This window comes from Legionella brunensis (assembly GCF_001467025.1).
In the GTDB taxonomy this organism is placed as follows: Bacteria; Pseudomonadota; Gammaproteobacteria; order Legionellales; family Legionellaceae; genus Tatlockia; species Tatlockia brunensis.
In genome coordinates this window covers 45,223-71,413 of the sequence record NZ_LNXV01000009.1, presented here as the reverse complement: position 1 = coordinate 71,413, position 26,191 = coordinate 45,223, and the positions used below count along the sequence as shown (strand labels likewise).

The following is a 26,191-nucleotide window of genomic DNA, read 5'->3' as shown; positions in this document are numbered from 1 at the left end:
AATCAGATTACCCCGGAGTCTCTATGGTAACGGATAGTATCACTCTACAAAAAACCCCTGCACATAAACCAGCATTATGTCTAGAAAACTTACCACTGGCCGCTTATAGAAACTTAAGCATGGCCGTTTTCATAAAAAATTTGCATAGCCAATACCTATGGGCTAATGATTTTTTTATCCATAAATCCGCGGGATATCAGTCAGTCAATGAAATTTATAACAAACAAGATCATTACTTTTCTTGGCATAATTATGCAGACAAACTGAAATTTAATGATCAACTACTCTTTGAAACTTCTGAAGAGCTCACTTTACGTGAGCGCATTTTACGCCATGAAGGCAGTTACGTTGATATTGTAAGTAAAAAATGTCCTGTAGTTGATAAAGAGCAAAATATCATTGGCTTAATTGGTTTTAGTATTGAACTACCTAAATCCCCCGCTATTGAAACTTTGAGTCAGCGGGAATATCAAGCGGTATTATTAATGACTGAAGGTTACACCGATAAACAAATCGCAAAAAAGTGGTCTATTTCTTCAAGAACAGTTGAGTCTCATATCATTAATGCAAAACGAAAATTGAAAGTCGCCACCCGCTCCCAATTGATCGCTAAATTCTGTCTCAATCAGTTATGAATATAACATCGGAGTCAGCAGCAAGAGCAAGAGGTCGAAAAAGTGGTCGTCCCAGCAGGACTGTATATAGAGATTAGCCTCACAGGTGCTTTGCGCTTAAAATTTTTGGAAAAAACGTCTTTCCTGCTCATGTTGAGCAAGTTGACGGCGCCTATAATTAAAGTACCCCCCCCTTCCTAGGGTTTACTATGAAAGAGATAGATGAGCTTATCAACGCTATTATTGAAAGCCTTCATCCCCTCAATAAGGACGACTCTTTTTTACATCAACTAATTGATGATAGTACTGGTATGACGATTCATTCAGTTAGATCGTCAATGCATGCAACAGTTAAGAAAATCGATATTTTTACTATACCTGATTTTAATAAATACCCTCCTCAACCGCTCGGTAGTGTTGTGCAAATTACGGGAACGGATGGTTTAGTTGCTCTATTTAAGCTTGAACCTGAAAAATTAAAAAAATTAAAGCCATTATTAGAGCAAGCAAAGGTTTATCCAGAATCCGCTTTTTTACGCCCTAGAGTACCTGCATTAATTGTTTCACAGTTCGATAATTTGCAAATATATGATGAAAAAACCCATAAAGATTATGAAATTATTAGAGAATCCATTGCCAAAATTGTTTCTGCATTTATGCAGAAACAATCAAACACTGACGTTATAGTGGTCGATATTGGAACAGGATTAGGAGACTGTTTGGAGTTAACTGCAAAAATGCTGCTATCAATTCCCAAAAATGTTATTGCTATAGGCATTGATCCCAATGATAAAAGTATTGAGACAGCAAAATTAAAATTTCCCAATTACATATTTAGTCTGGCGGAGGCTCACTTTTTAGAAAAAATAGTTAAAGAAGTAGAACAACAAAATTCCAATAAGAATTTTTTGGTTGCGGCTACTGCTAGCGGATCAATCACTCGCTTAGTGCTCAACAATACGTTGGAAGCATTGGAAGTTTTTCAGCAAGCTTATCGTGTGGTGGATATTATGGTTTTGGGAGGGGAAAATGAAGTACTCATTACCCGAAAAAATGCTAAAAAAATAGGATGGCATGCTCACTATCAACCCAGCCAATTAGAAGAAGGAAATTTAGTCTACGTACTAACAGAGGAAAAGCTTCATGTTCCCAAAGTAAAGGATGGTCACCTAAATTTATCTTTACATGCGAACCCTCTTTTAATTTTAAGTCATTGCGGTGATCTGACCAAAATAACCAGCATCGATCTCGGCTTAGCCTATCTGAAGAAAGACGAGGTAGTTCAACTACTAAAACTAATGCCTCAACTTAAAAAAATACAAATCTCAGGGCTAGAAAAATGGAAAACCACAATAGAAAAAACCATCAACTCTCATAATCTTGGAATAACTATTTTTGAGAACTCTGCTGCCTATATTGATACTGAGTTAGAGCGTGAAAAATGGGAATTGAAAAAATTCTCTTCTAAATTTTATAAACAGCATTCTGGGATTCTGACTTTTTTTAATAAGAGTATTGTTAGTTTAGAAAAAGAAGCTATTGCGGAGAAATATAAACCCGGTAATCAAGAGTTATCCCAAAGTTATATTGAACGTTTGGAAATTTTGGCTCATCAAGAGGATGACATAGCAATGTATGTATTAGCAAAAAAGCTGGCAGAGGTGACAACTTCTGAAAATTTTCCAAACTTGCAGAAGAGTTTCAAATATTGGTCTACCTTGTATGAAAAAGGATACCCCGTTTTGTTTGAGCTTGAGAAAGTTCATCAACTCGTAGAAAAGGCGAGTCCACTACAGGATCTTTATGCCAAACTTAATGAGGCATTTTCTAAATTTAAGCCAAACGGGTAATAGATTACTATGAATTCAGATTGACACACAATTTACCCTGCTTCAAGAATCCACGCTAACCAGGAGAAAATAATGACAAAAAAATGGCAGGTAAAGTAGCCATTGTCACAGGGGCATCTAAAGGATTGGTGTGGGATTGCTTTAAAATTGGCAGAGGAAGGAGCCTCTGTAGTTATAAATTATAGTTCCAGCAAAGGAGCTGATCGGATCGTTAGTGAAATCACTAAAAAAGAAGGCAAGGCAATTGCATGCTGATTTCAGTTCTTGTGCATCGACCTTTACTCCACTCAACTCAGCAGTCTACAGCGGCACAAAGGCAGCCGTTGATGCTATAAAGCTAAGGAATTTGCACCGAGAAAGATACGTGTCGTCGCTATCAATCCAGGTATGATTGAAACTGAAGGAACTATCGCTGCCGGCTTAAATAGATATGCGAGCTGGAATAGCTGTTACACCCATGGCAAGAATAGGTTCTGTTAATGAAGTAGCCAATGTTGTAGCATTCTTAGCTTCAGGAGAAGCTAGCTATATTACTGGAGAGAGCATATACATTGCTGGGGGTCTTCATTAATTCGAGAGCTGCAAAGCAGCTTCGAATTAACTTATACCTTTAGATTCATTAGAGCGTTGCTCTTAGATCAGATTTCTCCTTTTTCGAGGTTGTTTGTTCTTTGTTGCTTGCTCGACTTACAACTTCAGGAGAATCATCAAAAAACCCTGAAGGACTTTTTGCGGGATTTGGTGTCGCAGCCTTTCTAAAACAATAAAATATGGTTTTAGAAACGTCTTCTTTCATACGTATTTGTTCTGTAATAGGCTGAAATCCAAATCTTTTTGCCAAGTAGTCAATTATATTTTTAGAAAAATAATTAGCGGTACCATATTCTTGTTTAAACTTTTCCATGTCGATCGCTGCAGTATACTCTTGCTTAACTTTTCTCAAATCGAGAATAGTAGGCCGGTCATTTTTATTGTCTATAGAACACTGAGTATTATGATTAGGCTGAGTATTTTTAATAAACTTATCGAGGCTATACCTTAAATTTAATAAAAGATGCGACAACTCAAGAACATCATCGTTGTAACAATTATCGTGTTCAGATAAAAATAAGACCCCGTCCTTCTCTAATAACTCGGCTATTTGTCTGAAACAATTTTGTTGCGCGACAAAAGAGGGAAAGTGATGCAGGGAATGATTTAACATAATCACTTTAAATTTTTTATTACCTAAAGCACCAAGTAAGTCACTGCCATCATAAACATATTGCTTGCTGAGTTTTTGCATGTACTCGTTTTTAACAACCTTATCGCTGCTCGTTTGCCCACCCCAGTCAATATCGGTTTTTATATCAATTGCACATGCTTCCATACTTAATTCCTTGCTTACCAAATAAGTCATTGCGCAATCACCAGCTCCTATATCTAGGAGAGCTTTTTCCTTTAGATCCTTTCCAGAGGATTCACCTTTAATGATGCTAGCAATATTGGATGCTTTCGTTTGTTGATATTCTTTATCAGTCATTGGAAAACCCACCAAATCACCCTTTGGTAAAGAGATGTACCAACTGGCGATAACATCTGCCACTACATTGTCATCAGTATCTCTGGGTAGATCTTGCAATTTATTAATCAAGCTTGCTACCGCTTCCTTAGATACATCAATAAAAGCATAATTCAATACTTGTACAGCTTCTCGATGCAGATTTTTACTCATGAGGGTATGCATAATGTGATTTTTTTTCATTTAAAATGTTCCAACTTAAATCTTGAAGTTCAAATAATACATTAATTGATCAATTTTAGATATGGGTAAATTTACCCATATCATCTCAAATGAGTCAAAATATGCCTTGCTTTGAATTCAATAATTACTTTATAAATAACAACATCAATTTCGCATGGTCAGGATATTTATTTATAGGGAGTGCATGTGCAGGACGATCAACGTAAGTTATTAATTCTTTCAAGCCTGGGCGGTGTTTTAGAGTTTTATGATTTTATTATCTTTGCCTTATTTGCCAGCTATATTGCTAATGCGTTTTTTCCAGCTGCAAATCAACTTGCAGGACTAATGATTACTTTTGCAACCTTTGCTATTGGCTATTTGGTAAGACCTTTAGGGGGGATTGTTTTTGGCCATTTTGGAGATCGTATTGGTCGTAAAGCTACCTTTACCATCTCAATACTAATGATGGCATTTGCCACCCTTGGTATAGGAATTGTGCCCTCTTATTCTGCAATTGGCATGGCCGCCCCTTTTTTAATTATTAGTTTACGAGTCATTCAAGGCCTCTCTATCGGAGGAGAAATCCCGGGCGCAATTACTTATGTGAGCGAATCCCTTCCCCGTTATAAAGGCCTAGCCTGTGGTATTATTTTTTGCGCACTGACTTGTGGAATTGTCTTAGGCTCAGTCGTCGATGCATCAATGGTCAGTTTCTTTTCCGAAGCTCAAATGCATTCTTTTGGCTGGAGAATACCTTTTATCCTAGGAGGTATTTTTGGATTTTTAAGTTATTTATTACGCAAAAATTTGCATGAGTCCTCTCAATTTTTAGCCATTGAAAATACAATTGAGAAATTCCCCATTGTTAGCGTCCTCAAACAACAGCTCCTTTATGTCTTTGCAGGGGCATTCATGGCAGCTCTTTGTGCAGTAATTGTGACTTCGCTTTTTTTATTTATTCCTGCCTATTTCACTGGAATCTTACATTTACCTGCCAATGCTTACATTTGGGAACGTACCTTAGCGATAAGTTTAGGCTCTAGCCTAAGTATTTTTTTTGGTTATATGACTGATATTGTTAGCCCCAAAAAATTAACACTAATACTCATTCTGGCCACGATTTCATTAGCCTACCCCATATTTGCTATTTATGTTTATTACCCCAAATTTTACTTTGTCGCATTGCTTGCAAGTTCATTGTTACTAGGTCTTTCTGCCGGCACTATTCCTAGACTATTGAGTGAGTTATTTCCCACCAGAATTCGCTACACAGGAATTGCGGTAAGTTATAACTTAGGTTTTGCTATCTTTGGAGGATTGACACCATTTATATCACTTACGCTTATCTATTATACAGGGTGGGTAACAGCACCGGTCCTTTATTTGATAGGGGTTTCTTTACTAGCACTTTTATCATTATTTGTTATTAAATGCCCGGAAACTTGGCTCTCACAGCATCAATGTCCAGCTCGAGAAAATTGATAATTTTAATCGCTGTAGGGGTTGTAGGGATGGAAAATTTAACATCAATGTTGCTTTCCCCTCCTGCACTATTAATTTCTGAAGTCCTTACCACAGTCATCTCCTCTGTAATTTCAAGTGCTATTTTTTCTGCATCTGTCTTGTCTGAAGTTAGGAAAAATACCATGGCTTGTAATGTCGCTTTTGCGGATAGCGCCTCAACAATTCTTAGGTATAAATATAAACCCTGTAAATAGCCATCGGCATGATGTCCAATGTGTCCATGAGAAAAAATACTTGGGCTAATAAGATCAATCATAAAACGCATAGTCACTTTGCGAATCGTTTTTCCTGCCTGCGTAGTTGTAGTGATAGCTTCGGTGAAGAGACGCTGATAGATATAAAAAGTCTTGTCTTGCTCCGGATCATAATAAACAGATTTCCAAAATTCACTGTCTTCAAAATCGGCATCTTTAATTAACTCATTATCGTATAGAAGCTCAACAAGGTATTTTAAATTTTCAAATTTAACTGGCTTGCAGTATTGAATTGTCACCACTTTATCTTTGGCGGTAGCCACATTTTTACCGTTAATTTTAAAAGCCAGCAATGCTGTTTTATTCAATAAATTATCTTCAGGTATCTTTACTTCAAAGAAGTCATTCTCTTGCGTCTCAGAGAACTCCAACGGAACAAATTGCACTGGCTTACTAATAGTCGCATCGCGAATACTTATTTTTTCCACTTGGAGATAAATACCTTTAGTACTGTCTTTTAAACCAAAATTAGACTTTGTCCTGGGTATCTCATCGATTGAATTTTTTGGGTTGTTTGGATCGGGAACTTGTTTCCAGATATCAAAGGGTGCATTAACAAATTCAATGCCGATGGCTCTATTATTTGTGATTTCACCATGAGGAACATTGGCAGCAATATCAACCATTTGAAAAATGTTACCCTTTTTGTCCTTGACATTAGCAATGCAAAAATGTGCTGGGACCTTAAATGCAGCATCTGTTCCCATTTCCATTCCTGCTGTTTCATGAAGAAGAATTTGTGTTGGCCTGCCCACTCCTCTTGCGGATAAATTTTGTAACGTTGCATTTTTCCAATTTTTGAAATTCAAATCAGGCTCGCTAATGGAATATTCTTCGGTAAAAGCAACCAGCGTATTCTCATTATTTGGCTTATAAGAACTATATTTTCGCTGTGTCACACCATTGGTTGCATGACTCCATACAAGCACACATTCATTCTCAACAGAAATAACATACTCATTATCTGTTTTAAGCAAACGATCATTATCAATTGGGAAATTGGTAATATTGGGCAAATTCCTATGAAGCTCTATATATTTCCTGGCAAGTGTGCCGTGTACTTCGAATACCTCAGGATTTTTCGTCATTTCATAATTTTTTTTATTGAAGAAGAAAACAACATAGTGGATATCAAGTGGCGAGGTGTTTTCGTAATAATCCACTCTAAAATAACCGGATGTTGAGATTAAATTAATTACTTCGTCTGTTTTAAAATGCTTTCCTGACGCAAAAAAATCAGCCTCAGCACTATCAAAAGCATCGCTGACTTCCTTACCATAATTATCCATTTGCCGAACAGCCGGTGGTGTTGCTCCTCCTCCCATAGCGAATCTTCCTTATTTGCTAATTAAGCGAGCGGTCCATTACACGGGTGGAAGCATCCTTCCCGTGAGAGGATTGTAGGCTACTTTCACTGGAACAACCTGGTCAGTTGGCAAGATTTCTACCCATTGATCAAAAACCTGAAAATTTTTATCAGGGTTATTGGGATCAGGATCTTCCGGATTGTAACGAAAACTTCCCTGCAAAGGATAAAAGCCATATTCATAGACTTTATCAATGGGTGTTGCAGAAACTTTATCATCGTCATGAATCTCTGCCCCTTTCGGGTAGTGATCTGTTTTATTAGACTCCGTGTGCTTTTGCGAAACTTGGGTACACAAAAATCGAATCGCATCATTAATTGTTACCTGAGCGTGTGAACCTACCTCATCGGCCGGGTCGATTGCCAACAACTTGGCTTTAATTTCATCAAGTTCACTTTGAGGGGCAGCGTAAGCCGCATCTAATCCATCTGCGCCCTCAACATTCACATTTTTCAACCAATTCATAGCGGCCAACTCTTTGCCTGGGCGGATAGGGATAACAGCTTTTACCCAAGGAGCATTAAGGAAAGCATTGCGTAAATTATCGCCATCCAATTGCAAAAGCCATCCAAGTGAACTTCCCATAGGTGCAGGTTGGGATTTATCCGTTATTAAATAATTATCTTCTCGGGGCACATTGTCTGACCAGTTAACCGAATCAGCTGTAAGGCTTTGAAAATCCCCAACACCCAAATATTGGCTGTTTTTTTTGCGTGGTTTCCACCATTCAGGAGCAACAAAATAGAGCATCTTGTTGACATCAAAAATCGAATTAATTAACTCCGATAATACATGCAAAGTTCGAGGCTCGGTTTTTACCTGGTAATGGATATCCGTCATTAATGATTTAATCAGTCTGCGATAAACAATAATTCGCTCTTCTTCTCTTAAATCTTCATATTTACGTTTACCGATATTGCTTGCTAATTCTATGCGCTCCTTAGCAGCTGCTAAAAAAGCCTGTCTAATTTTCTCTGCATTCGCAAGCTCAATTTCTGTAGCCGCTGCTTTCTTAGCGTCATTACTAGCCTTAATTTCGGCTAATTTTGCAGCCGTTGGCGTATAATTCAGTGTACCACCAACAACAAAGTCAATACGCTCATCCCACTCTATTCCGTCGCCGCCAGTAATAACACCAATCTCAATTTGGGAGAAATCAGCAGTAAATTTGCCATTAAAGGCATAAATCTGATTTTCAGAATCTTCACCAGTGTGGGAAACATACCTGATATTGATATAGCCGTTTGGGTAGTTTGATTTTTGCAACTCAAATCCATCCGGTGGCGGGGGTACTTGAAAGGTTGTTAGCAAGACAAAACCCAATACTGGATCATTGTATTTCCTATTATCACCAAAATTCCATACCGCTTGAGTAGTGAAATTAACTGAAGTATCAGCAGGAGGTATCGTTTCAGTTATCACCGGCTTAGGAATTAAATCAGCTGGTTTAGCAATATGAACTAAATTGGCCAATCCCAAATCTTCGCCAGGCTCATCAACAAAGGTTTCCCAACATAAAAAGCTGCCAATATCTTGTACTTGCACACCAACCTGGCGCATTTTTCTTCGCAACTCATAATTAATAAGCTCAGGAGTTGTGTTGGAAAGAACGTAGCGTTTACTCGAGGTATTCGTTTCTTCAGTAATCGTTTTAAAAGTTGATTTAAAATTCTCGCGAATTTCAGAAGAGAGTTTTTGCGTTTGTTCACGCATTTTTTTATGCGTCGTTTCTCTTGCTGTTTGCTGGGTTCTATCCATGTTTAAGCTGCCTGTTGCCGAAACACTTCCTGTTCCCCATGACTGATTCACTGTCGTTGAAAACCCTAGTTTTAAATCATTTTTATTGTCCTCTTTGACTGCCTCACTGATTTCATCTTGTTCAGTTGTACTTTTCTCAGATTTAGTAATTGATTCATAAGCAGTTTCATAAATTTTTTCAGTGATTGTTCTGCGTGTGCTAATTTCAATTAACTCCACCGTTGATCCTGGGGCCAACCAAACATGCCCTGTAGGTGTTCCAAGAAAAGTATCGAATTCAAAAAAATACTGGCGGAATAAATGCACGATACCTAATGGCGATAGCGATACATTGTCAATATCTTTTTTAGGGTCAAAAGTTAGGTAGGGATCTTTGTAATCATCAGAAAAATTTTTAACAGTTTTCCAAAACTCATCTTTGCTATTGTAATACAAGTCAGAATAGAAAATTTTATTCAGTGCCGATACGGCTTGATTATTCACTAATTCAAGAATAGTTCTAGCAATCACTGACTCATATCTTAATTTTGCAATAAACTGCTGATAAAGATCTTCTTTCAATTTATTAATGCGTTGATAATAGTCTTCATTCGGCTCTTCAGGATTAGGCCTTAAGTGGCTTAGTCCCTCACATTTCTCCCTAAACTCACCTCGATAAAGAGCAGGGAACACATTACCAGCAAGAATATCTTTTAAGTCATTATCCGCAATAAAATGTCGCCACTCATCTTCAGTTTTAGCAGGCTTTTTTTGTAACCTTCGGCGAATTTCTTGCAATAATAAGGAACTTTGGCCAAGTAACTTTCCGGAAGGTAAGAATTCACCTAAGTCAAATTGGACATTCCCAAGCTCACATCCTCTTAAATTAACTTCTGCTACGGATGTTTCACTGATGAAATGCTTTGTTAATTGATCAACTAAGAAAATATTTTGTAAGTGATTTGTTTTTTCTATTCGTCGCAATATCCTTTTTGACTTCCAACCTATAAGAGGTTGATAGACACCAAACATTTCACTTGTATAGGGAAGAATATTCTTAAATTGATCATAATTAGTTATCTTTTTCATGCTGATAATCCTCCATGATTAATAGCATTGATAAGTGATCAATTTCTTATTTTTTATGAAGCAAATTTTTAGTCAGAATTCGAGAAAATTATTACCATCTCATATAAAATTAGCTCATTTTTTTTTGTTTACCAAATGATAAATACTTTTATTATTAATCGTCTTTTTTAAAAAGTTTATAGATGATATGAATTGAGGCTTATACAAGTACCGGCACTTGCTTGAACATGTCCTCGCAAGAATTAAGCATTTTCAATGCAATAGCGACAAAATACGATAAATTGAAAAGAAATTATGGCCTCTATGGTCTTTGGCGTGTGGATTGATTGGTTACCTCCGTGAATTGCAAAAAGTTCCTATTTTTTCACATAAAAATCAAATAGATTGCATGAAATATAAAAATATGTCATGTTGATCCACATAACGTCTTGATGGATAAAATAATGATAGAGAGACTTCCTGATGAGCTCATAAATCAATTGCAGCCTTTGTTAGATATGCCCTCTTTAAAATCTTTATCACAGGTTAACAAACGATTTTTCAAATTGTCCCATGCAGAGAAACTTGCCCGAATGATAAAAGCTTTCGAGGAAGCATTCCAACAGTTAAAAAATGATATTAATATCATTAATTTAACTTTAAATGGCCAGTTAGAATATCTAGGAAACTTCCGTTATCACTTTGTACTTGTTAATTTAAATGGTATTAGTACAAGCGATGATGAAATTGTAAAAAAAGTAGTTCAACTAACTCATAACGCTGCTGTCTTACGCTTAGAAATAATACGAACCAATCTCTATGTAGAAACATTTATTGCTGTAGATGATTTAATCAGAAAGACTTGGGGGAAATTTCTGGCAGGCTTTTCAACATTTATCCCATCAAATTTGATTCTCCCTGAAGAATTAGCACTGAAGATAGATGCATTACCTAAAAAACCTGTTGCGCCGGTAGTCATATATTTAGGAGCCTCACCTAGCAGTTCACGAAATGAACTTAAGGGTTTATATATGTTTCTCGATGCATCTACGCCAAGCTTAGTATTAAGTAAATTAAATGGAGATGGCACAACAATGCCTCAGAGATTTGGTTCTCCTCCTATGGCAACCAGGGAAGCTCATATTAAAGCACTTGAAAATCCAATTCCTTCTTTCCTAAAATTGGCAAAATCTGAATTAAAAACTATCGACCAATTATTAGCGGTTTTAAATACAATTAAAGAAAGTAAACAATATCAAAAACATATCCAGTTTGAATGGGAGATTGGTGATATAGGAGAGGATCCGCTTGCCGATCTTTTTGAAGATTACTATAGAGGTATATATCCACAGGAACATCCCCTTGAGGTTGGAAGTATCATTAAATTTATCAACCATACGCTTGAGAATCATCCGAATTTAGAATTGGTTTATGCCCCAGAAGAAATTGAAAAAAATAGCATATTATCTTGTAGCATTATATAAACACTTTAGGCTGATAATGGCATTGCTACTTCAACGCTCATCTTTAACTCTAAACAGTTACCTTAACGAGTTTGCAATGCCAAGTACCGGCACTTGTTTGAAAATGTCTTCTCAAGAATTAAACATTTTCAAACAATAGCGACAAAATACGATAAATTGAAAAGAATTATGGCCTCTGTGATCTTATTGGCGTGCAGGATGATAAAAAAAAGACTTGATAAAAATTCGTTATCCTGGCTAAGCTTGTACACCATTGCCTGAAGGACAGACAATGAAAAAATACATTTACGTTTTGGCATTAATTATTTTGAGTGCTGGGTTATTTTATTGGTGCCTACCCCTTCTAGGTATCAATATTTCAGCTGGCGAACTATTAGGTCGCTCTCTCCCTTTCTTAAAAACAAAAGCCAGCGAAAGTTTGCATTCTTCGAATAATTTCGAATTAAAACCCTATGTTCAAGGTCTGGATAATCCCCGATTTATGTATATTACTGAATCAGGTGATTTAATAGTCACGGAACCCTTTAAAGGCAATGTCTTATTGATACCTTATGGAAAACCACAACAAAGAAAACTTCTTTTATCAAACTTGAACAAACCTCACAGCATGGATGTCTTCGATGGCTATTTATACATTGCAGAAGAAAATGCTATTGGTCGCATTAAATTTAATGCTCAAGAGAGGCACACTATTGGGGGATATGAGCAAGTCATAAAAAATATTCCCGATAAAGCAGGCCATTGGACGAGAACCATTAAATTTGGTCCTGATGGTTATGGTTATATTTCTATTGGCTCATCCTGCAATGTTTGTATCGAAAAAAATCCTCTTAGAGCAACCATTAGCCGCTTTAAACCTGGAGACAATCAATTAACAATTTATAGTACAGGTTTGCGTAATTCAGTGGGGTTTGACTGGTCTCCCATAGATGGTCAACTTTATGCAACGGAGAATGGTCGCGATTTTCTAGGAGATCACTTTCCTCCTGACGAACTCAACAAGATTAAAGAGAATCAATTTTATGGATGGCCTTATGCCAATGGCAATCAAGTTCCCGATCCTAAATTTGGCGCCGGCCAAGAGACAATAATAAAACAATCACAATCCCCTGTTTTCGAGTTTGGTGCACACGTTGCTGCATTAGGCATTACATTTATTAAAAATCCAAGCTCACCTCTTTATGGAAAAGCACTAGTCGCCCTTCATGGCTCATGGAACAGTTCTGTAAAAGTCGGCTACAAGGTAGTGAGTTTAAATTTTGAGAATAGTGAGATAACGCAGCATGACTTCATTATTGGTTTTATAAGGAATGGGAGAGTGACTGGAAGACCGGTTCATCTTGTTGAGGGAAATACAGGCGAATTATATTTATCTGATGATTACAGTGGCACCATATATTTACTTCAACCCCCAAAAAATCAAGCTAAGATATAGCTGTCTTTACTAAATTTTCGCTTCGATATTTTTACACAGCCTGCTTAATAAAATATTAATCTTAATGTGCTAAATATTAACACATCATTCAATATTATTATGGCCAAATGGGTAGGCTAAATGCCAAATTTATATACCAAAAAGCGTGTTAGTTTTGGTGATAAAAACGACTCAGATATACCAAGACATCAATATCACCGTACCTTACGCAGCGCGATTGAATTGTCAGTAACAAGCTATTCTTACCAGGAGTTGAACGGTACGGCTTACCAATGGGACAATGTAGCACCAGAAGTAGCCCTTGTTATCCTTCAGGATACGCAAAATACTGGAGTTTTTATCACTAAAGAAGTGATAGAGAGCCTTGGCTCCACAGATACCTATAATGTAATAGTCTTAAACAAAATTTTAGAAACTCTTTATACTAATCCTGACTATTCTTTATTTACACAAAAGCTTGCTCTACATGTCGCTGGTAAACAATCAGCCCAACTCACTGTTGAAGCCTTAAAATTGGCGGGGATTACCAGTCTTGATAAATTTGATGGAATTTACACTAATTTCTTTCTCGAGCAGAAAAAATTAATCAAAAATTTTCCAAACTTTACCAAGGTAAAAGAGAGTGATGACTACCATCAACTGATTGATTTTTTAGCCAGCAATCCTTTATATGACAAGTTTTTAAAATCTTTTACTGAAAGATTAGCTCACGAGTTCAACCAAAACAGAAATGAAGCCAATAAAGTCACACCTCCTGCAGAAATTAATAAAAAATCATTAGATACTTTTTTCAGTTCCATCAGCTATGAACTAGTTCTCAAATCTCTTGAGGAAGAGGTTTTGGAAAAAAACAAATTCTATGTGCAAATCATTAACAACAAACTTCACTACAGTGTAATAACACCTAATGGACAAACAATAACTGACTCAATTACCCCTGCACAGTTAAATTTAGACTTCGACCAAAATACCTCTGAGGAAGAAATAAAGAATGCCTTACCAGCTATTCTAAAAATAACCTCTCAAAGGAATCACACAACTGACTTGGCTCTAGATAGCACACTTTCTCTAAAGACAAAGGTAATGGATTATCTATTTGGTGAAGTTCATCATGATTTATTCCTATCTCACCTGCCCTCATTTAATTTAGTAAAAGATGAAGGTTACAAATTTAGCATTTACCATTGGCTACAACTGGGTAATTTACAAAGATTGCAAGATCATATTGTTACAGGAGCCTGTAATCGCTACTATCAGGAGCTCGAAACATTTGTCAATCAAGCTAAAAAACCTTTCCCAGATAACATCGAATTTCAAAAAGAAGTGAACTCTGTCTCTACTTTAATGACAGAGATAGTTAAATTAGTCGCATCTCTAGATGCCAACCCTAGTACCAAAGATACTGAATTAGATCAAAAAATAAGTGCTTTGATTGAGCATTTAAAGTGGTTAAAAGATTATTACGCTCAGACACCACTGGTCAAACCTGGTGAAACTCTACCAAGTACTTACGGTAATTTTTATGAGTTTGTTAGAAAAATAATATTTAATTCAACCAGCGATAAAGTCATTAATTACGTTGCTGACTCGAATGATTCATCTAAATATTGGAAGCTAAATCTTGTCGAGCTCATCAACAATCTTGTCAATGATCAAAAAACTGCCGTTGCACGAGACATAAATGACAAAAATATTCGCCAAATATTAGTTGATGAAAATAATAAAACAATTGTCCCTGCAAAACTGCTTAGAGAGCAACTTAAAGAAAATATTTCTACTCAACTGAAAAACAATACTCACCATTACTATACTTTGCGTAGTTATGAAAATGATAACTTAAATCTCCACCAGGCTCCCGTTTCTTTTCGCGGAGGGTATTTTGCCGATGCATTGGATTCCACCAAATCACTCGCCCAAAAATTAACGAGACGTGGCGAATTTTCTGCTGATAGTCATTTGCTGATAGGACAAGAAAATAACATCAAAAAACATGAAGTTCGTTCTGGGACTGCTACGGTTTTTGCATCTTCAGGAGTTGATGGAACCCGCTCGGCTACCGACAAATTTGACATTGCCATGCACTTTGGTGGCAATAAAGGCGTCAAAATTATGTATATTTTACGCGGGAAAAATGCGTTTCACTCCCAATATTATTTGGCTCCCTTAGATAAAAATAATTTTAACGAGATAGCCTACACCCATATTAATCCCAGCGATTATGTTATGACCATCCTTTATGACAAAAACAATACGATCTTGGACGTGATCCCGGGGAACTTAACCGATGAAATTCATGGAGTAAGTGATTTTGCTAAAGAAATACTATTAACCGGAATTGAATTTTATAATGTAAAACACAATCCAAACTATGCAAATACAGTTAAATTACCTAATCCAACAAAGCAAAATAAAACCCCTGCTCAACATTTATATGAACAAAAATCACTGCTTAAAATTCTCCAATCTCATACGACTGAACCCACGCCAACAGAGTCTCCAAAACAATTAGGCAGTGTACGGATTAGGCGCGGCTTGACCACCGATGGCTATAAAAAATTGTCCATGGAAACAATTGCCCCTGAAACGAAAACAACTCCGATAATGGAAGATACTATGACTCTTCCCAGTAGCCCGTTTAAGCACATTCATACCAGATTAGCTGAAGTCAAAGTTGAAGCTCAAAAACATTACAATATGAGGCATGTTTTGACCCTTAAGAATTTTGGAGGATGGAGTGATCGTGAAAGAAAATTACAAGAAGATCATAATCGCATTTTACAACCGGGTTTCATGTCAGGTGATATAAACTCTCAATTAATGCATGCCAGAGTAGCCAAAGTTGAATGGTTAACTGATATCTTGGTTCCTAAAATGCAAACTGCTCTTTTACTTCATATTGCCGCAAGACTAATCACGGATTATCGTGTCGATATCGAAGAAATTAATGAGTTAGCACAAAAACTCTCTATCTCCTTTTACGACAAATATTTTGTAGATCTTGCAGAGATTGAACATAGAATTTCACAAACGTTAGATGTATTAGATACATCGGGGGTATATAGTCAGTGTGTGAAAAAAGCAAATCATCGAATGGTAGAAATATACCCAACACTGAAAGAAGACAGTTGGGATTATCAAACCAAACTGGCCTCCTGCTTGGAAATTGAAAAAAACAAAGTAAGAAAACAGACGACCAATCGGGCAATGTCAGATTTTCTTAATAAATATTTTGAGAACTATGCTCTGGAACATAAGCTTGAGAAAAAAACGGTTTATTTACCTAAAGACAATCGTGATTTCGTCTTTCTAGGGGCAGCAGCCAGCGGTAAAAGTACTATTTCAAGCCAATATATTAGCTCGCAAGATAAAAAGGATTATGTTTCCCTGGCTACAGATGATTACCGTGGAATATGTAGACCTTATACGCAAGATTTTGAAAGTCAGGAGATTGAGCAGGTTTTTATTCGAACACAAGACAGTGCATTTCTTATCAGTGAACTTGTTGAAGATAGGATGAGATCCAAAAAACTTGAAAGGCCCAATATCATTGTTGACGGAGTGACTTACAAACCCTCTCACAGAGAGCTCATAGGAAGTAATAATAATTCCATTATAGTTTGTGCCTGTCTTGACGATATGCCTCAGGTTGTTAAACGCTCTTACGATCGAGCAGTGGAGGAAAATACGGGGTCCGCCGATAAAGGCCGACACATCAATACAACGAGTTTGATAGACATGCATAAAACTGCCAGTATCAACCTCATTAAGTATTGTGCCCCCAATTCTACAATCACCCTCTATGATACGAATATCACACGCGGCACTATTCCTCCTTTAATAGCAACAGTCGATACGCATGGGGAGAAAACACTAACCATTAGTAAAGACAAAGGTGCCCTAGTAAGACTTGCCTCTTTTTTTAATAAAGCACGAGTAAATGTCAGTGCTAAGAGTGATGACAGTTTATTTTTTACAAAATTGAAGAAGGCTGAATTTCAGATTGACTCATTGTTTGCTGTCATGGACTTTGATTATAAAATCGTTCTTCATGATGAAAATAGCCAACCTTGTTTAACAGTGGCAAAGGGGACAGATGGCAAGATTGTCATGAATATTGTGAATCCAGTTCAACTTGAGAAAAAAATACAAGACTCTACAGGACTGGAAAAGCAACTCTTGAACATGATTTTGTTATATGCTCGCTGTGGCACCCTTAAGGAAGTTCATAAACAATGCCTATTGCATGATAACAATATTGATACTTTAGTGGCTGAAATTCTTACATCCACACCCCAGTTGCAGAATAAATTTAGTGCAGAAACCACATTAAAATAATTTCTCTAAATTGGTATCCTGGTGGTTGCCTGTTCTTAAGCATCACCTCATTACTAGGAGTAAGGCTATGAAGAAAATTAAAGAAAAAATTGCTGTGTATAGGAAAAACTATGAGGACTTTATCAATGAGATCAATCATTTGTTTGAACAAACAAAAGACCCTGTTGAAAAAACCAATCGCCGCGAAGTCTTTGATACATTATTGTTACTAGCAACCTATGCATCAAGAGAAGCTCTCGAAAAGGAGTTTCATGATCTTTTACCGCTTGAAGAGAACAATCCGACTTTGCTATCTATATGTCAAAAACTACAGGAAATTAATGGACTATGCACCTGCACGTTTAGCGACGAGCATGAGATTTATCAACATCTTCTCGCTGGCAGTAATTTTCTGAACTTTGAGAAGAAAGAAGTATTGCGAAATATGCTTAGCGCAGAAATAACCGAGTTAATTTTGGAGAAAACCAACACTCCAACAATGAATGCACCATTAAGAAATTAGAAACTGGTAGAAAACCACCTTAAATCCTTGGATAACTAATCGCAAAAGAATTGATCTACCCCCTTCTCTTCAATACAATCAACAATCTAAAAATTTGTTAAGGACCAATATGTTAAGGAAAGGACTTCTAGTTGGCATTACTTCTTTTTTGCTAACTCCCCCCTGTTTTTCTGGTTTTTACGCGGGCGCAAGCGTGGGCCCAGAAGGTGCGCATTTTAGCCAAAAAGCTTTTGTCGTTCGCACAGGAACCTCAGGCTCAGATGATCGACAAGGGATATTCAGTGTTGTCGATAAAAATCACTTTTCTGGAGTTGGTGTTTTTGGGTCTATTTTCGGAGGTTATGGCTGGACTCATAATCAATATTATTTGGCAGGTGAAATAAATGGAAACCTAAGCTCTGTTAAATATCAGCTGACTAATGACGAATATATCCATCAGAATTTTTCGAAAACTTATTTCACTATTAAACACAGTGCGGGCGTCAGCCTATTACCTGGCTATTTCCTTTCAAACGACACTCTTTTTTATGGTCGCATTGGATATGCTAATGGGCGGTTAAAAATTTCTGAATCTGATCCAACCATACGCAGCATGACAAAAAATCGTAGCGGCATTCGTTATGGTTTAGGGATTAGACATGCTTTTACACCCAAATGGACTCTCATGATGGACTATAGCCAAATTAATTATAAAAGCGTGACTAGCAGCGTATTCGAACCTTTTGGCATGGTTTTGAAAGATACCAGAATTAAACCTAATACGGCACAAGTAGGATTTGGCCTAATTTACAATTTCGATCAACCTCAAGAAGTCTATGTGAAATAACCCTTCCTACCGATATCAAACAGCCCGTTATTCATACGAAGCCCCGCGGCATCGACCCGCGGGGTCCACAAATCGTACGCCTCCATGAATCACCCATTCACGCCTATACTTTATATACAGCTTGACACGGAGAGTTTCGAAATGAAAATTTTAGTCGGTGGTACCGTTATTAGTTTGAATGACTTACTTACCCTAAACCACGTTAACATGGATAATGTTCCTGGTAATATTATTACCCTACAACAAAATTTACAGATCAATATCTCAAGTCTTGTGCGAGACTTACATCATATGTTACCCCCAGAACCGCCGCGACCAGAGGAGCCTTCACGCACAACTCGCGAGTGGGTCGAGTTTGAGGGAGGGCTTTCCTCTTCATGGGTTGATGATAACCGCCCTGAAGAAGATAAATATCGAGAAGTAGATAAACCCAACGAGCAGTATCAACGTGAATTGCGTGAATACCAACAAAAACTTCGTGATTATCAACAAGACTATGAAACGTATTCAAAAAAATTAGGAGCAGTGCACAACAGTGATATCTATAAGAATAAAATGACAGAGCTTCGTAATCTGCAAAATGTCCAAGGAATTCTTCACAATTCTGTCCCTATACCCGAATGGCAGGATGTTAAAGAAAAACTAACTCAAGCCATTAATACTTCAGGCACTAAAAGAGAGGAAGGAGAGAGACTACTTGAGAAATTAAATAATATTGAAAACAGCAACCTCTCACCAGAGCGAAAAGTCGAAAGGGCTATCGATGCTATGTTAGAAGAATACCGTAGCATTCTTCGCAGTGGCTTAACGGGAGTCTTCACCAAACAAACTGGTAGCTCTCTTGCACAAAATTTGCAGGATTTCTCCACAGAAAACCTTGGCATTACATTACCCACTTCTTTGAGTAAAGGCCAGCCATTGTCAATTGAGTCATTACATCGAGCAGGATGTGTTAGCGATGACTTATATAAAGGCATCACAGGAAAAACACCAGGTGACAAATATGAGGTTGGAAAAGGACCAGAAGTCGAGAGCTATTACACTAATAATATGTTGTAAGTACTGTAATCAATCATGGAACTTCTTTACAAACTTATTCAAAGAAGTTCCATTGTACTTGCCGATATTACTCAACAATCGCTATATGATTGGTTAATTTTAATTAATCCCAATCAAACTATGAACATCATTGTAAATACAGTGACTAAAGCCATCGAACCATAGATTTCTGGACGAACTGAAGCACCAAAAGGGTCAACCAATTGCGTTAAGCCTTGTATGCCATAAATAGCAACGGCTTCTCTCTAAAAATTTTTGGATGCAAAAATAGCTTGTTTACTTTTATCCACTACATCCCATTTGGCAATGTAGGCCGCAAAAATTTGATAGATAATGTAAACGACAAAGAACCAACCGAAATAATTTTGTAAAGGCACACCAAAATATTGCCCACCATCCTTTAATGCGTCCTTATTACCCTTTGAAAAAATTGCCAAAGTCACTCTTATTCTTGCTTAAAATAATGCTAGCAACAAAAAATATAACAGCACAAGACAATAGAATAGTTTTAGCAATTTCAGACGATGATTTGTGGGGGCACGTTCCCCGTGGGAATTTCTTCAAATTGATACTCATTTGAATGTTTATTCAATTGTATCGGTTCTTTTTGCAAGTTTGCACCAAAATTGAACGCATAAACTCGCAAAGAAAAAATAAGAGAACTTAATATTCCAAGCCCTACAGAGAGCTTTATCATGAGGGGAGAATCCTGGTAATTTTCGTGCAAACTGAGCTCGGCAAAAGTTAGCATAAGTAGATAACCCATGCTTTTTCGCCCCTTATCTAATCCTGAGAAAAAATTCCATGTCACTTCAAACCAGGCACGGAATGAAGAAGGCTTTGTTGTACTAACGGCAGTATGAGTCTGAATTAACTTTTCTACCAACTGGCTCGCTGCAAGCTGTCCCTCGTCTGTAAAGAGTAATTGGCCATTAGCCTCTTTCTTTAGCAGGCAGTGCTGTTTAATGATCGCTTTAAGCGTCATACCTAATAGAATTAAGACACCAGTTACTACACTACCGATTATCAAATAAGCTGGCAGCGTAGTGAGGAATACCGTTGCACCAAAAATCATTTTGTTGATGAAAGCATAAATCTTTAATCCTTCTTTCATACTCTTAAGAACCTTATTTAAAGTAGAGACAGCTTTTGCATCTAATGCATTACTAATTTCAATAATCTCTTTAAAGATGCGTTCATATTGTTCATTACTATCACCCACAATTTGACCTGCTGTTAAGGCATTTAAAGCTTCTATATCTTTTTGTTTTAAGCGCAACTTAATAATTAAACTGTCAACTGTAAATTTTCGTTGATATTCATACTCTTCATAAATACGAGTAGCAATAGATATTATCGCAAAGGCGATACAGCAAGTAGCCATGGGAATAAACGCAGGAGAAGTAAATGAAATAAACGTCAATATCCCCACATAGAAAGCTAGTCCCTCCATCAACCCAGTATAAGCGGCGGATAAATATGCAAATTTTTGCTCAGTTTGAGATTGATATTGTATTTTTTCGTAATATCCTTGGAGATTAATTCGGTCTTGTTGAAGTTTACTGCGCATTGAGGAATCAAATTTAAGTTCAGAGATTTCTTCATAAAGTGTCTTAAGTCCCTCTTTCATCTCTCTTCGTCGATTGTCCATACGTTGAAACCACACACGGTTTAACACAGATGCAGCTCCAAAAGTCAGACCAAGTGGCATCACCATCGAATCAAGGCTTACCTCTTTAAAGAAAGTGGCTATTTTTAATGTATTACCAACCCCCCTACTCGTTTTCTTCAACTCTCTAACGGCATTACGGCAATAAGGCCAAAACGACGCAGCAGCTTGTTTGAATGCACCAGTCGCCTTATTGTCACTTGTATTAGCAATCATTGAAAAGCTAGCAAAAGCGATGGACTCTACGAGCGCAATTGCCAAACCTGAGGGAGTCTGTAGCCAATCATGAATTAATTTTCCAGAAGATTGATTGACAAAGAGAACATCAAAAAAATATCTGATGCTACCATAAGCAACTACTTCTGCATCTAATAGTCCATATAATGCATAAATATAACCTAATTCATGTATTTTTTTAGCGACTTTAACATGTTGGGGAATCACGGGAGGATTTAATGAATTATTTGTAGCAGCTTCAGTTTTCTTGGTTGGCATTGCTGACTGATTGGTACCTACCGGATTTTTTTGAGAACCGCGACCCTTTCTTTTCTTCATCTCAAATTTCCAAGCGCAACTCGGGCGCTATTTTAACGTTCCAGTCTTATAGAAATATTAAGTCAATGTAATTTTTATTAAGAATATTCTGCAAAACGAAGATGCGTCTGAATCAAATCAAGTTGTCTATATTAAAAATAGGGATACTATAATGGTTATCTTATGCAGCGAAGCAATTGTCGGATAGGAACTTCCGGGTGGAGCTATACTGGGTGGATTGGTCAATTTTATCCGGAAAAAATAAAAGCTCACTGCATATTACCTTACTACGCTGCAACCTTTGATACCGTAGAGCTTAATAATAGTTTTTATCAAATACCGAAAGAAAAAAATATAAAAACCTGGTTAGAACTGACTCCTGCAAATTTTATTTTCTCCTGTAAAGCAAATCGCTATATCACCCATACAAAAAAATTACATGATGTGACAGAAAGTGTGAAACGGCTATTAACATCTTTCAGTCATTTTGAGGAAAAATTAGGACCTATTTTATTTCAATTTCCTCCGTATTGGCCTTTAGATATTGGATGTTTAAGAAGTTTTATTGAGAATTTACCCCAAAAATACCTTTATACATTTGAATTCCGCCACAAAAGTTGGTTTTGTGAAGAACTTTACGAGTTATTAAATACCCATCAGATGACACTTTGTTTTCATGATTATAAAACTTATCAATCCCCTAAAGTGGTAACCGGTCAATTCATCTACATTCGCATGCATGGTCCAAATAAGGAAGGCTATCAAGGATCCTACGAAGACTATAAATTAGCAGAATACGCTCAGAAAATTATTAATTGGCAAGAAAATGGAAAAGCTGTCTATTTTTATTTCGATAATGATGAAAAATGTCGTGCACCTCACGACGCACAACGTCTTAAAAAAATACTAGTTGGCTTCTCTCAATAACTTTCCCTTAAGACTCCACATAGATAGAGAAAGTAAGCAAGCTACTATTTATAACGCTCTGAATTTTTACTCATTTTTGATACTATCTTTAGTAATAGAACATTACCTAAACCTCTGGACTAACAATCATTATTATCACAAAATTGTTATATGCTGATTAGGGACTTCATCATGAAAAAAAATATAGTCTATGGCGCAATACTTCATTTAATCTGGACTCAAGGGCAGGCTTTCCAAGCTCCAGCGATTTCTACACTCGAGGTCTCATCAGATACTCAAATTCCCCAGCATTTACCATCTCAACCTCAAAATCGAACAAATCCCATTAATTGTGACTATAAAATTTCTGCGGAAACCACAGTTAGTCAAACACTTGTTTTAAGTTGGGCCGAACAAGCCGCACTTCAATCTTTCAATTTTCATTCAGCCTCTATCGATGCTCAATTACAGCAATTACAAGCCTGTTATACTGAAAACGGTTGGGCTCAATTTAAATCAGCATTGCTTAAATCAAGGAATATTGAAGTCATTAAAACTCAGAATCTGGCAGTGAGCAGCCAAGCAGATGGACCAGCACAACTCATTGAGACCCTGGATGATCAATGGAAGATTACTCTACCCTTAAAAGTGGTTTATCAAAACAATCAAGAAAGAGTTGTTCATTTTCTTAGTATTTATTTAACTGTCGGTCGGAAAATAACAGGCGATCTGGCCATTATGCAAATGATTGCCACACCGCGTACTCCCCCTTTATCTCTAAAATTTAAAGCGATAGAGGAGATGGCTCAAAATATTTATTCCGTTCTGGCACAAAAAACTATAGATGCAGGTGATGCGGCACATAAAATTGTCCAACCGTTTTGGGTATCATTATTATCCACAAGGCTATCTTCCCGCAGTGTAGACATAGGCCCCACTAAGCAACAAGCAGCTTTAACTCAAAAAATGCAACCACCTAATGCAACTAGCTTTAAACACACACAATTAGCGCAAGCTTTTACTTTAAATTGGTTAGACAAGATTGCCAATCAGCATCCGGATTTTGCAATGCTGAATATCCCTGTAGAAAAATTTAATGCATGGTATACAGAACAAGAATTAGCAAAAATTCAGACTACCATACAAAAATCAAACAACATTGCGGTCAATAAGCTCCAGGCCCTCATGAGCGATGCGAATGATAGGCAAGATAATGATAATCGAGGGAAAATTACTTTACCTGTAAGCGTTTCTTATCAAAATGCCCAAAACCAAGTGACTCAACTGCTTAATATTAATTTCACAGTAGATTGGAAAATCAGCAATGATTTAGAAAAGATGGCTACACCACGTATTGCTTCACTCTCACCGACAACCGCCTCATCGTCATTTACAGAAGTTGCTTCTAATGACGTCAATCAACAATTAGCTACACAAACAAAACAACCTGAACAAGCACCCCTAGAACCTCCAAGTGCTCAAGTTAATCCATACCTGACCTCTGAGCAACAAAAACAAACAGAAATTATCAATTGTAACTACAGAATTCCTGCGGAAACTAAAATTATTGATCAAACGCTTGTTTTAAATTGGACAAAACAGGCTGCTCTTCAATCCTTTAGCTTCAACTGTGAATCCATTGATAACCAGCTGCAACAGTTACAGTCTTGTTATACAGACAGTGGTTGGCTTGAATTTAAAGCTGCCTTGGATAGATCTGGTAACATCGAGGCAATTAAAACTCAAAAACTAACAATGAGCAGCCAGTTAGAGGGACAACCCAAACTGCTCGAGGCCACAGACAACCAATGGCAAATCAACTTACCCTTAAAGGTCGTTTACCAAAATAGCAAAGAAAAAATCACCCAATTAGTCAACATTCACTTAACGGTAGGTAGAAAGGTAACTGGCGATCTCGGTATTATGCAAATCATCGCCACTCTTGGTACAACCCCTACTCCATCCCCAAACTAGCCAAACAGCATGTGAGAAATTTCGTTTTTTTATGATTCATGGCCATGATTTTATGTCTACAAAGGCTTAAAACAGGAAAAGCGAATGGTAACAGCATCTTGTTGTTCAGAACGTATAAAATATTTTATTTATTAATTAATAACTTGAATAAAAAAGGATGTTTTTTATTCATCATGCTACAAAATTTTACTTTGTTCAGTTTTCCTTAAGCTAAAAGGACTAAACTAAAAGCAAGATAATCTTATAGGAAAACATCATGACCACCACATTAAAAGAGTTGCAAGAACTTGAGAAGACTATGGCTTCAAAAAGAAGCGAGGCTGTAATGCTGAAAAACACAGGACAGTTTGCTGAAGCTATTCAAGTATTACAAGAAGCACAGATGGCTTATCATAATAAAGTTGGTCAGCTCCCAGGGGTAAGTCATAAAGATTATACGACCATGAAAGCATTAAAAGATGATAAATTACGGCCAGCATTCGAGCAACTACAAGAGCTAGAAACCCGCTTTAAAGAAGAGCAGCAGCAAAAAGCAAAACAGGAAGAAGTCCAGCGTAAAAAACTAGAAGAGAAACAACGTCAGGAAGAGGAGAAAAAACGTCATGCAGAAGAGCAAGAAAAACAACGTAAAATTGAAGAAGAACAAAAAAAAGCTGTAGAAGAGAAGAAAGAAACTGTAGAAGAGAAGAAAGAAACTGCAGAAGAGAAGAAAGAAACTGCAGAAGAGAAGAAAGAGACTGTAGGAGAGAAGAAAGAGACTGTAGGAGAGAAGAAGAAAGAGGCTAAAAAGGAAACCGCCGAGGAGGAAAAAAAGCAACGTCAAGCAGAAGAAAAGGGCAAGAAAATAGCTATCGCCGCGGACAAAATGTTGGATGCTGTAGCTTCATTTTCAGCAACTGTCGATGAACTCGCAACTCAAGCTCAGCAAGATAAAGGTTCCAGCAGAAAACGCGATATACATAAAGCTGCTGAAGAGTTATTAGGGGCACTTAAAGGGTTAGCTAACGATTATCTAAGCAATGATCCTCTGAATAATGATAACCAGATTAAGTTTAAAAATGAATTCAGTAAATTAGTTGATAATGCACAAAAGAGTGCCCTTGCTCAGGAACCCACTGTATGGGCTGCATTCAAGAGCTGTTTAAAATCGATTGCTAATGCATTTATTAGTCTTGGCACTAGTAACAAAGAGCGTTTCTACAATACGGAACCCAAAGTCATAACAGAACTTAAAGAAATGCGCGATCAATTAGCAAAAGGAGACTTGACTGAGGAAGCAGCACCTGAAGCACCAAAGTATAGCGGTATACAATAGTTTCACTAATGC

19 protein-coding genes and 2 pseudogenes are annotated in these 26,191 nt (G+C 37.0%); 16 read left to right on the top strand and 5 right to left on the bottom strand.

The annotated features are described in order from the left end of the window. Window positions 1-23: 23 nt before the first annotated feature. From Lbru_RS06825 to Lbru_RS18055, 3 genes are all read left to right on the top strand, one after another. Window positions 24-635, top strand: a complete 612-nt coding sequence (locus Lbru_RS06825; RefSeq protein ID WP_058441446.1) for a helix-turn-helix domain-containing protein — start codon at window positions 24-26, stop codon at window positions 633-635. 188 nt (window positions 636-823) lie between these two features. Next, window positions 824-2,464 carry a hypothetical protein gene (locus Lbru_RS06820; protein WP_058441445.1) on the top strand — a complete coding sequence of 547 codons (1,641 nt, stop codon included), beginning with the start codon at window positions 824-826 and terminating at the stop codon, window positions 2,462-2,464. Between the two features lie 430 nt (window positions 2,465-2,894). Next, window positions 2,895-3,035, top strand: a complete 141-nt coding sequence (locus Lbru_RS18055; RefSeq protein ID WP_157061497.1) for an SDR family oxidoreductase — start codon at window positions 2,895-2,897, stop codon at window positions 3,033-3,035. A 48-nt stretch (window positions 3,036-3,083) separates the two neighbouring features. Here Lbru_RS18055 and Lbru_RS06815 read toward each other — a convergent pair whose 3' ends face one another. Then, a complete protein-coding gene (locus Lbru_RS06815) occupies window positions 3,084-4,208 on the bottom strand; it encodes a methyltransferase domain-containing protein (RefSeq protein WP_058441444.1) in 1,125 nt (374 codons plus the stop codon). Between the two features lie 186 nt (window positions 4,209-4,394). On the opposite strand from Lbru_RS06815, the gene Lbru_RS06810 reads away from it, so the two are divergent. Continuing rightward, on the top strand, window positions 4,395-5,672 hold the full coding sequence (locus tag Lbru_RS06810) for an MFS transporter (protein ID WP_058441443.1): 1,278 nt from the start codon (window positions 4,395-4,397) through the stop codon (window positions 5,670-5,672). On the opposite strand, the gene Lbru_RS06805 is transcribed toward Lbru_RS06810, so the two are convergent. Then, complete coding sequence (locus Lbru_RS06805) at window positions 5,617-7,293, bottom strand: peptidoglycan recognition protein family protein (protein ID WP_058441442.1); 1,677 nt, start codon at window positions 7,291-7,293, stop codon at window positions 5,617-5,619. The two genes, Lbru_RS06810 and Lbru_RS06805, sit on opposite strands and share 56 nt — an antisense overlap. Before the next feature lie 39 nt (window positions 7,294-7,332). Beyond that, window positions 7,333-10,161 (bottom strand): hypothetical protein, encoded by a 2,829-nt coding sequence (locus Lbru_RS06800; protein WP_058441441.1) that lies wholly within the window; start codon window positions 10,159-10,161, stop codon window positions 7,333-7,335. A 199-nt stretch (window positions 10,162-10,360) separates the two neighbouring features. Between Lbru_RS06800 and Lbru_RS18050 the strand changes: the two are divergent. From Lbru_RS18050 to Lbru_RS17145, 9 genes and pseudogenes are all read left to right on the top strand, one after another. Next, window positions 10,361-10,457 (top strand): annotated as a pseudogene (locus Lbru_RS18050) (IS5/IS1182 family transposase); the annotation flags it as partial. Between the two features lie 147 nt (window positions 10,458-10,604). After that, window positions 10,605-11,624 (top strand): F-box protein, encoded by a 1,020-nt coding sequence (locus Lbru_RS06795; protein WP_058441440.1) that lies wholly within the window; start codon window positions 10,605-10,607, stop codon window positions 11,622-11,624. Between the two features lie 81 nt (window positions 11,625-11,705). Then, window positions 11,706-11,885, top strand: a pseudogene (locus Lbru_RS17760) (hypothetical protein); the annotation flags it as partial. Window positions 11,886-11,895: 10 nt separating this feature from the next. Next, entirely contained in the window at window positions 11,896-13,059 is a 1,164-nt protein-coding gene (locus Lbru_RS06790) for a PQQ-dependent sugar dehydrogenase (protein WP_058441439.1), read from the top strand. A 120-nt stretch (window positions 13,060-13,179) separates the two neighbouring features. After that, window positions 13,180-17,394: a zeta toxin family protein gene (locus tag Lbru_RS06785; RefSeq protein ID WP_058441438.1), complete on the top strand. Its 4,215-nt coding sequence runs from the start codon at window positions 13,180-13,182 to the stop codon at window positions 17,392-17,394. Window positions 17,395-17,461: 67 nt separating this feature from the next. After that, entirely contained in the window at window positions 17,462-17,896 is a 435-nt protein-coding gene (locus Lbru_RS06780) for a hypothetical protein (protein ID WP_058441437.1), read from the top strand. A 109-nt stretch (window positions 17,897-18,005) separates the two neighbouring features. Then, the gene (locus Lbru_RS06775) at window positions 18,006-18,722 is read left to right on the top strand and encodes an outer membrane protein (RefSeq protein WP_058441436.1); all 717 of its coding nucleotides are present in this window, start codon (window positions 18,006-18,008) and stop codon (window positions 18,720-18,722) included. Between the two features lie 141 nt (window positions 18,723-18,863). Next, window positions 18,864-19,781, top strand: coding sequence for a hypothetical protein (locus Lbru_RS06770; RefSeq protein ID WP_058441435.1), 918 nt, complete (start codon window positions 18,864-18,866; stop codon window positions 19,779-19,781). A gap of 15 nt (window positions 19,782-19,796) precedes the next feature. Next, window positions 19,797-19,946, top strand: coding sequence for a hypothetical protein (locus Lbru_RS17145; RefSeq protein ID WP_157061496.1), 150 nt, complete (start codon window positions 19,797-19,799; stop codon window positions 19,944-19,946). An 80-nt stretch (window positions 19,947-20,026) separates the two neighbouring features. Here the strand turns inward: Lbru_RS17145 and Lbru_RS06765 are convergent, their stop codons facing one another. Continuing rightward, entirely contained in the window at window positions 20,027-20,218 is a 192-nt protein-coding gene (locus Lbru_RS06765; protein ID WP_162262393.1) for a carotenoid biosynthesis protein, read from the bottom strand. An 80-nt stretch (window positions 20,219-20,298) separates the two neighbouring features. Continuing rightward, complete coding sequence (locus Lbru_RS06760) at window positions 20,299-22,005, bottom strand: hypothetical protein (protein WP_058441433.1); 1,707 nt, start codon at window positions 22,003-22,005, stop codon at window positions 20,299-20,301. A gap of 162 nt (window positions 22,006-22,167) precedes the next feature. Here Lbru_RS06760 and Lbru_RS06755 point away from each other — a divergent pair, with 162 nt between their 5' ends. The 3 genes from Lbru_RS06755 to Lbru_RS06745 all read left to right on the top strand — a co-directional run bounded on the left by Lbru_RS06755 (window position 22,168) and on the right by Lbru_RS06745 (window position 26,179). Beyond that, on the top strand, window positions 22,168-22,911 hold the full coding sequence (locus tag Lbru_RS06755) for a DUF72 domain-containing protein (RefSeq protein ID WP_058441432.1): 744 nt from the start codon (window positions 22,168-22,170) through the stop codon (window positions 22,909-22,911). A gap of 171 nt (window positions 22,912-23,082) precedes the next feature. Next, window positions 23,083-24,864 (top strand): DotI/IcmL family type IV secretion protein, encoded by a 1,782-nt coding sequence (locus Lbru_RS17755; protein ID WP_058441431.1) that lies wholly within the window; start codon window positions 23,083-23,085, stop codon window positions 24,862-24,864. 256 nt (window positions 24,865-25,120) lie between these two features. Beyond that, the gene (locus Lbru_RS06745) at window positions 25,121-26,179 is read left to right on the top strand and encodes a hypothetical protein (protein ID WP_058441430.1); all 1,059 of its coding nucleotides are present in this window, start codon (window positions 25,121-25,123) and stop codon (window positions 26,177-26,179) included. Window positions 26,180-26,191 lie beyond the last annotated feature (12 nt).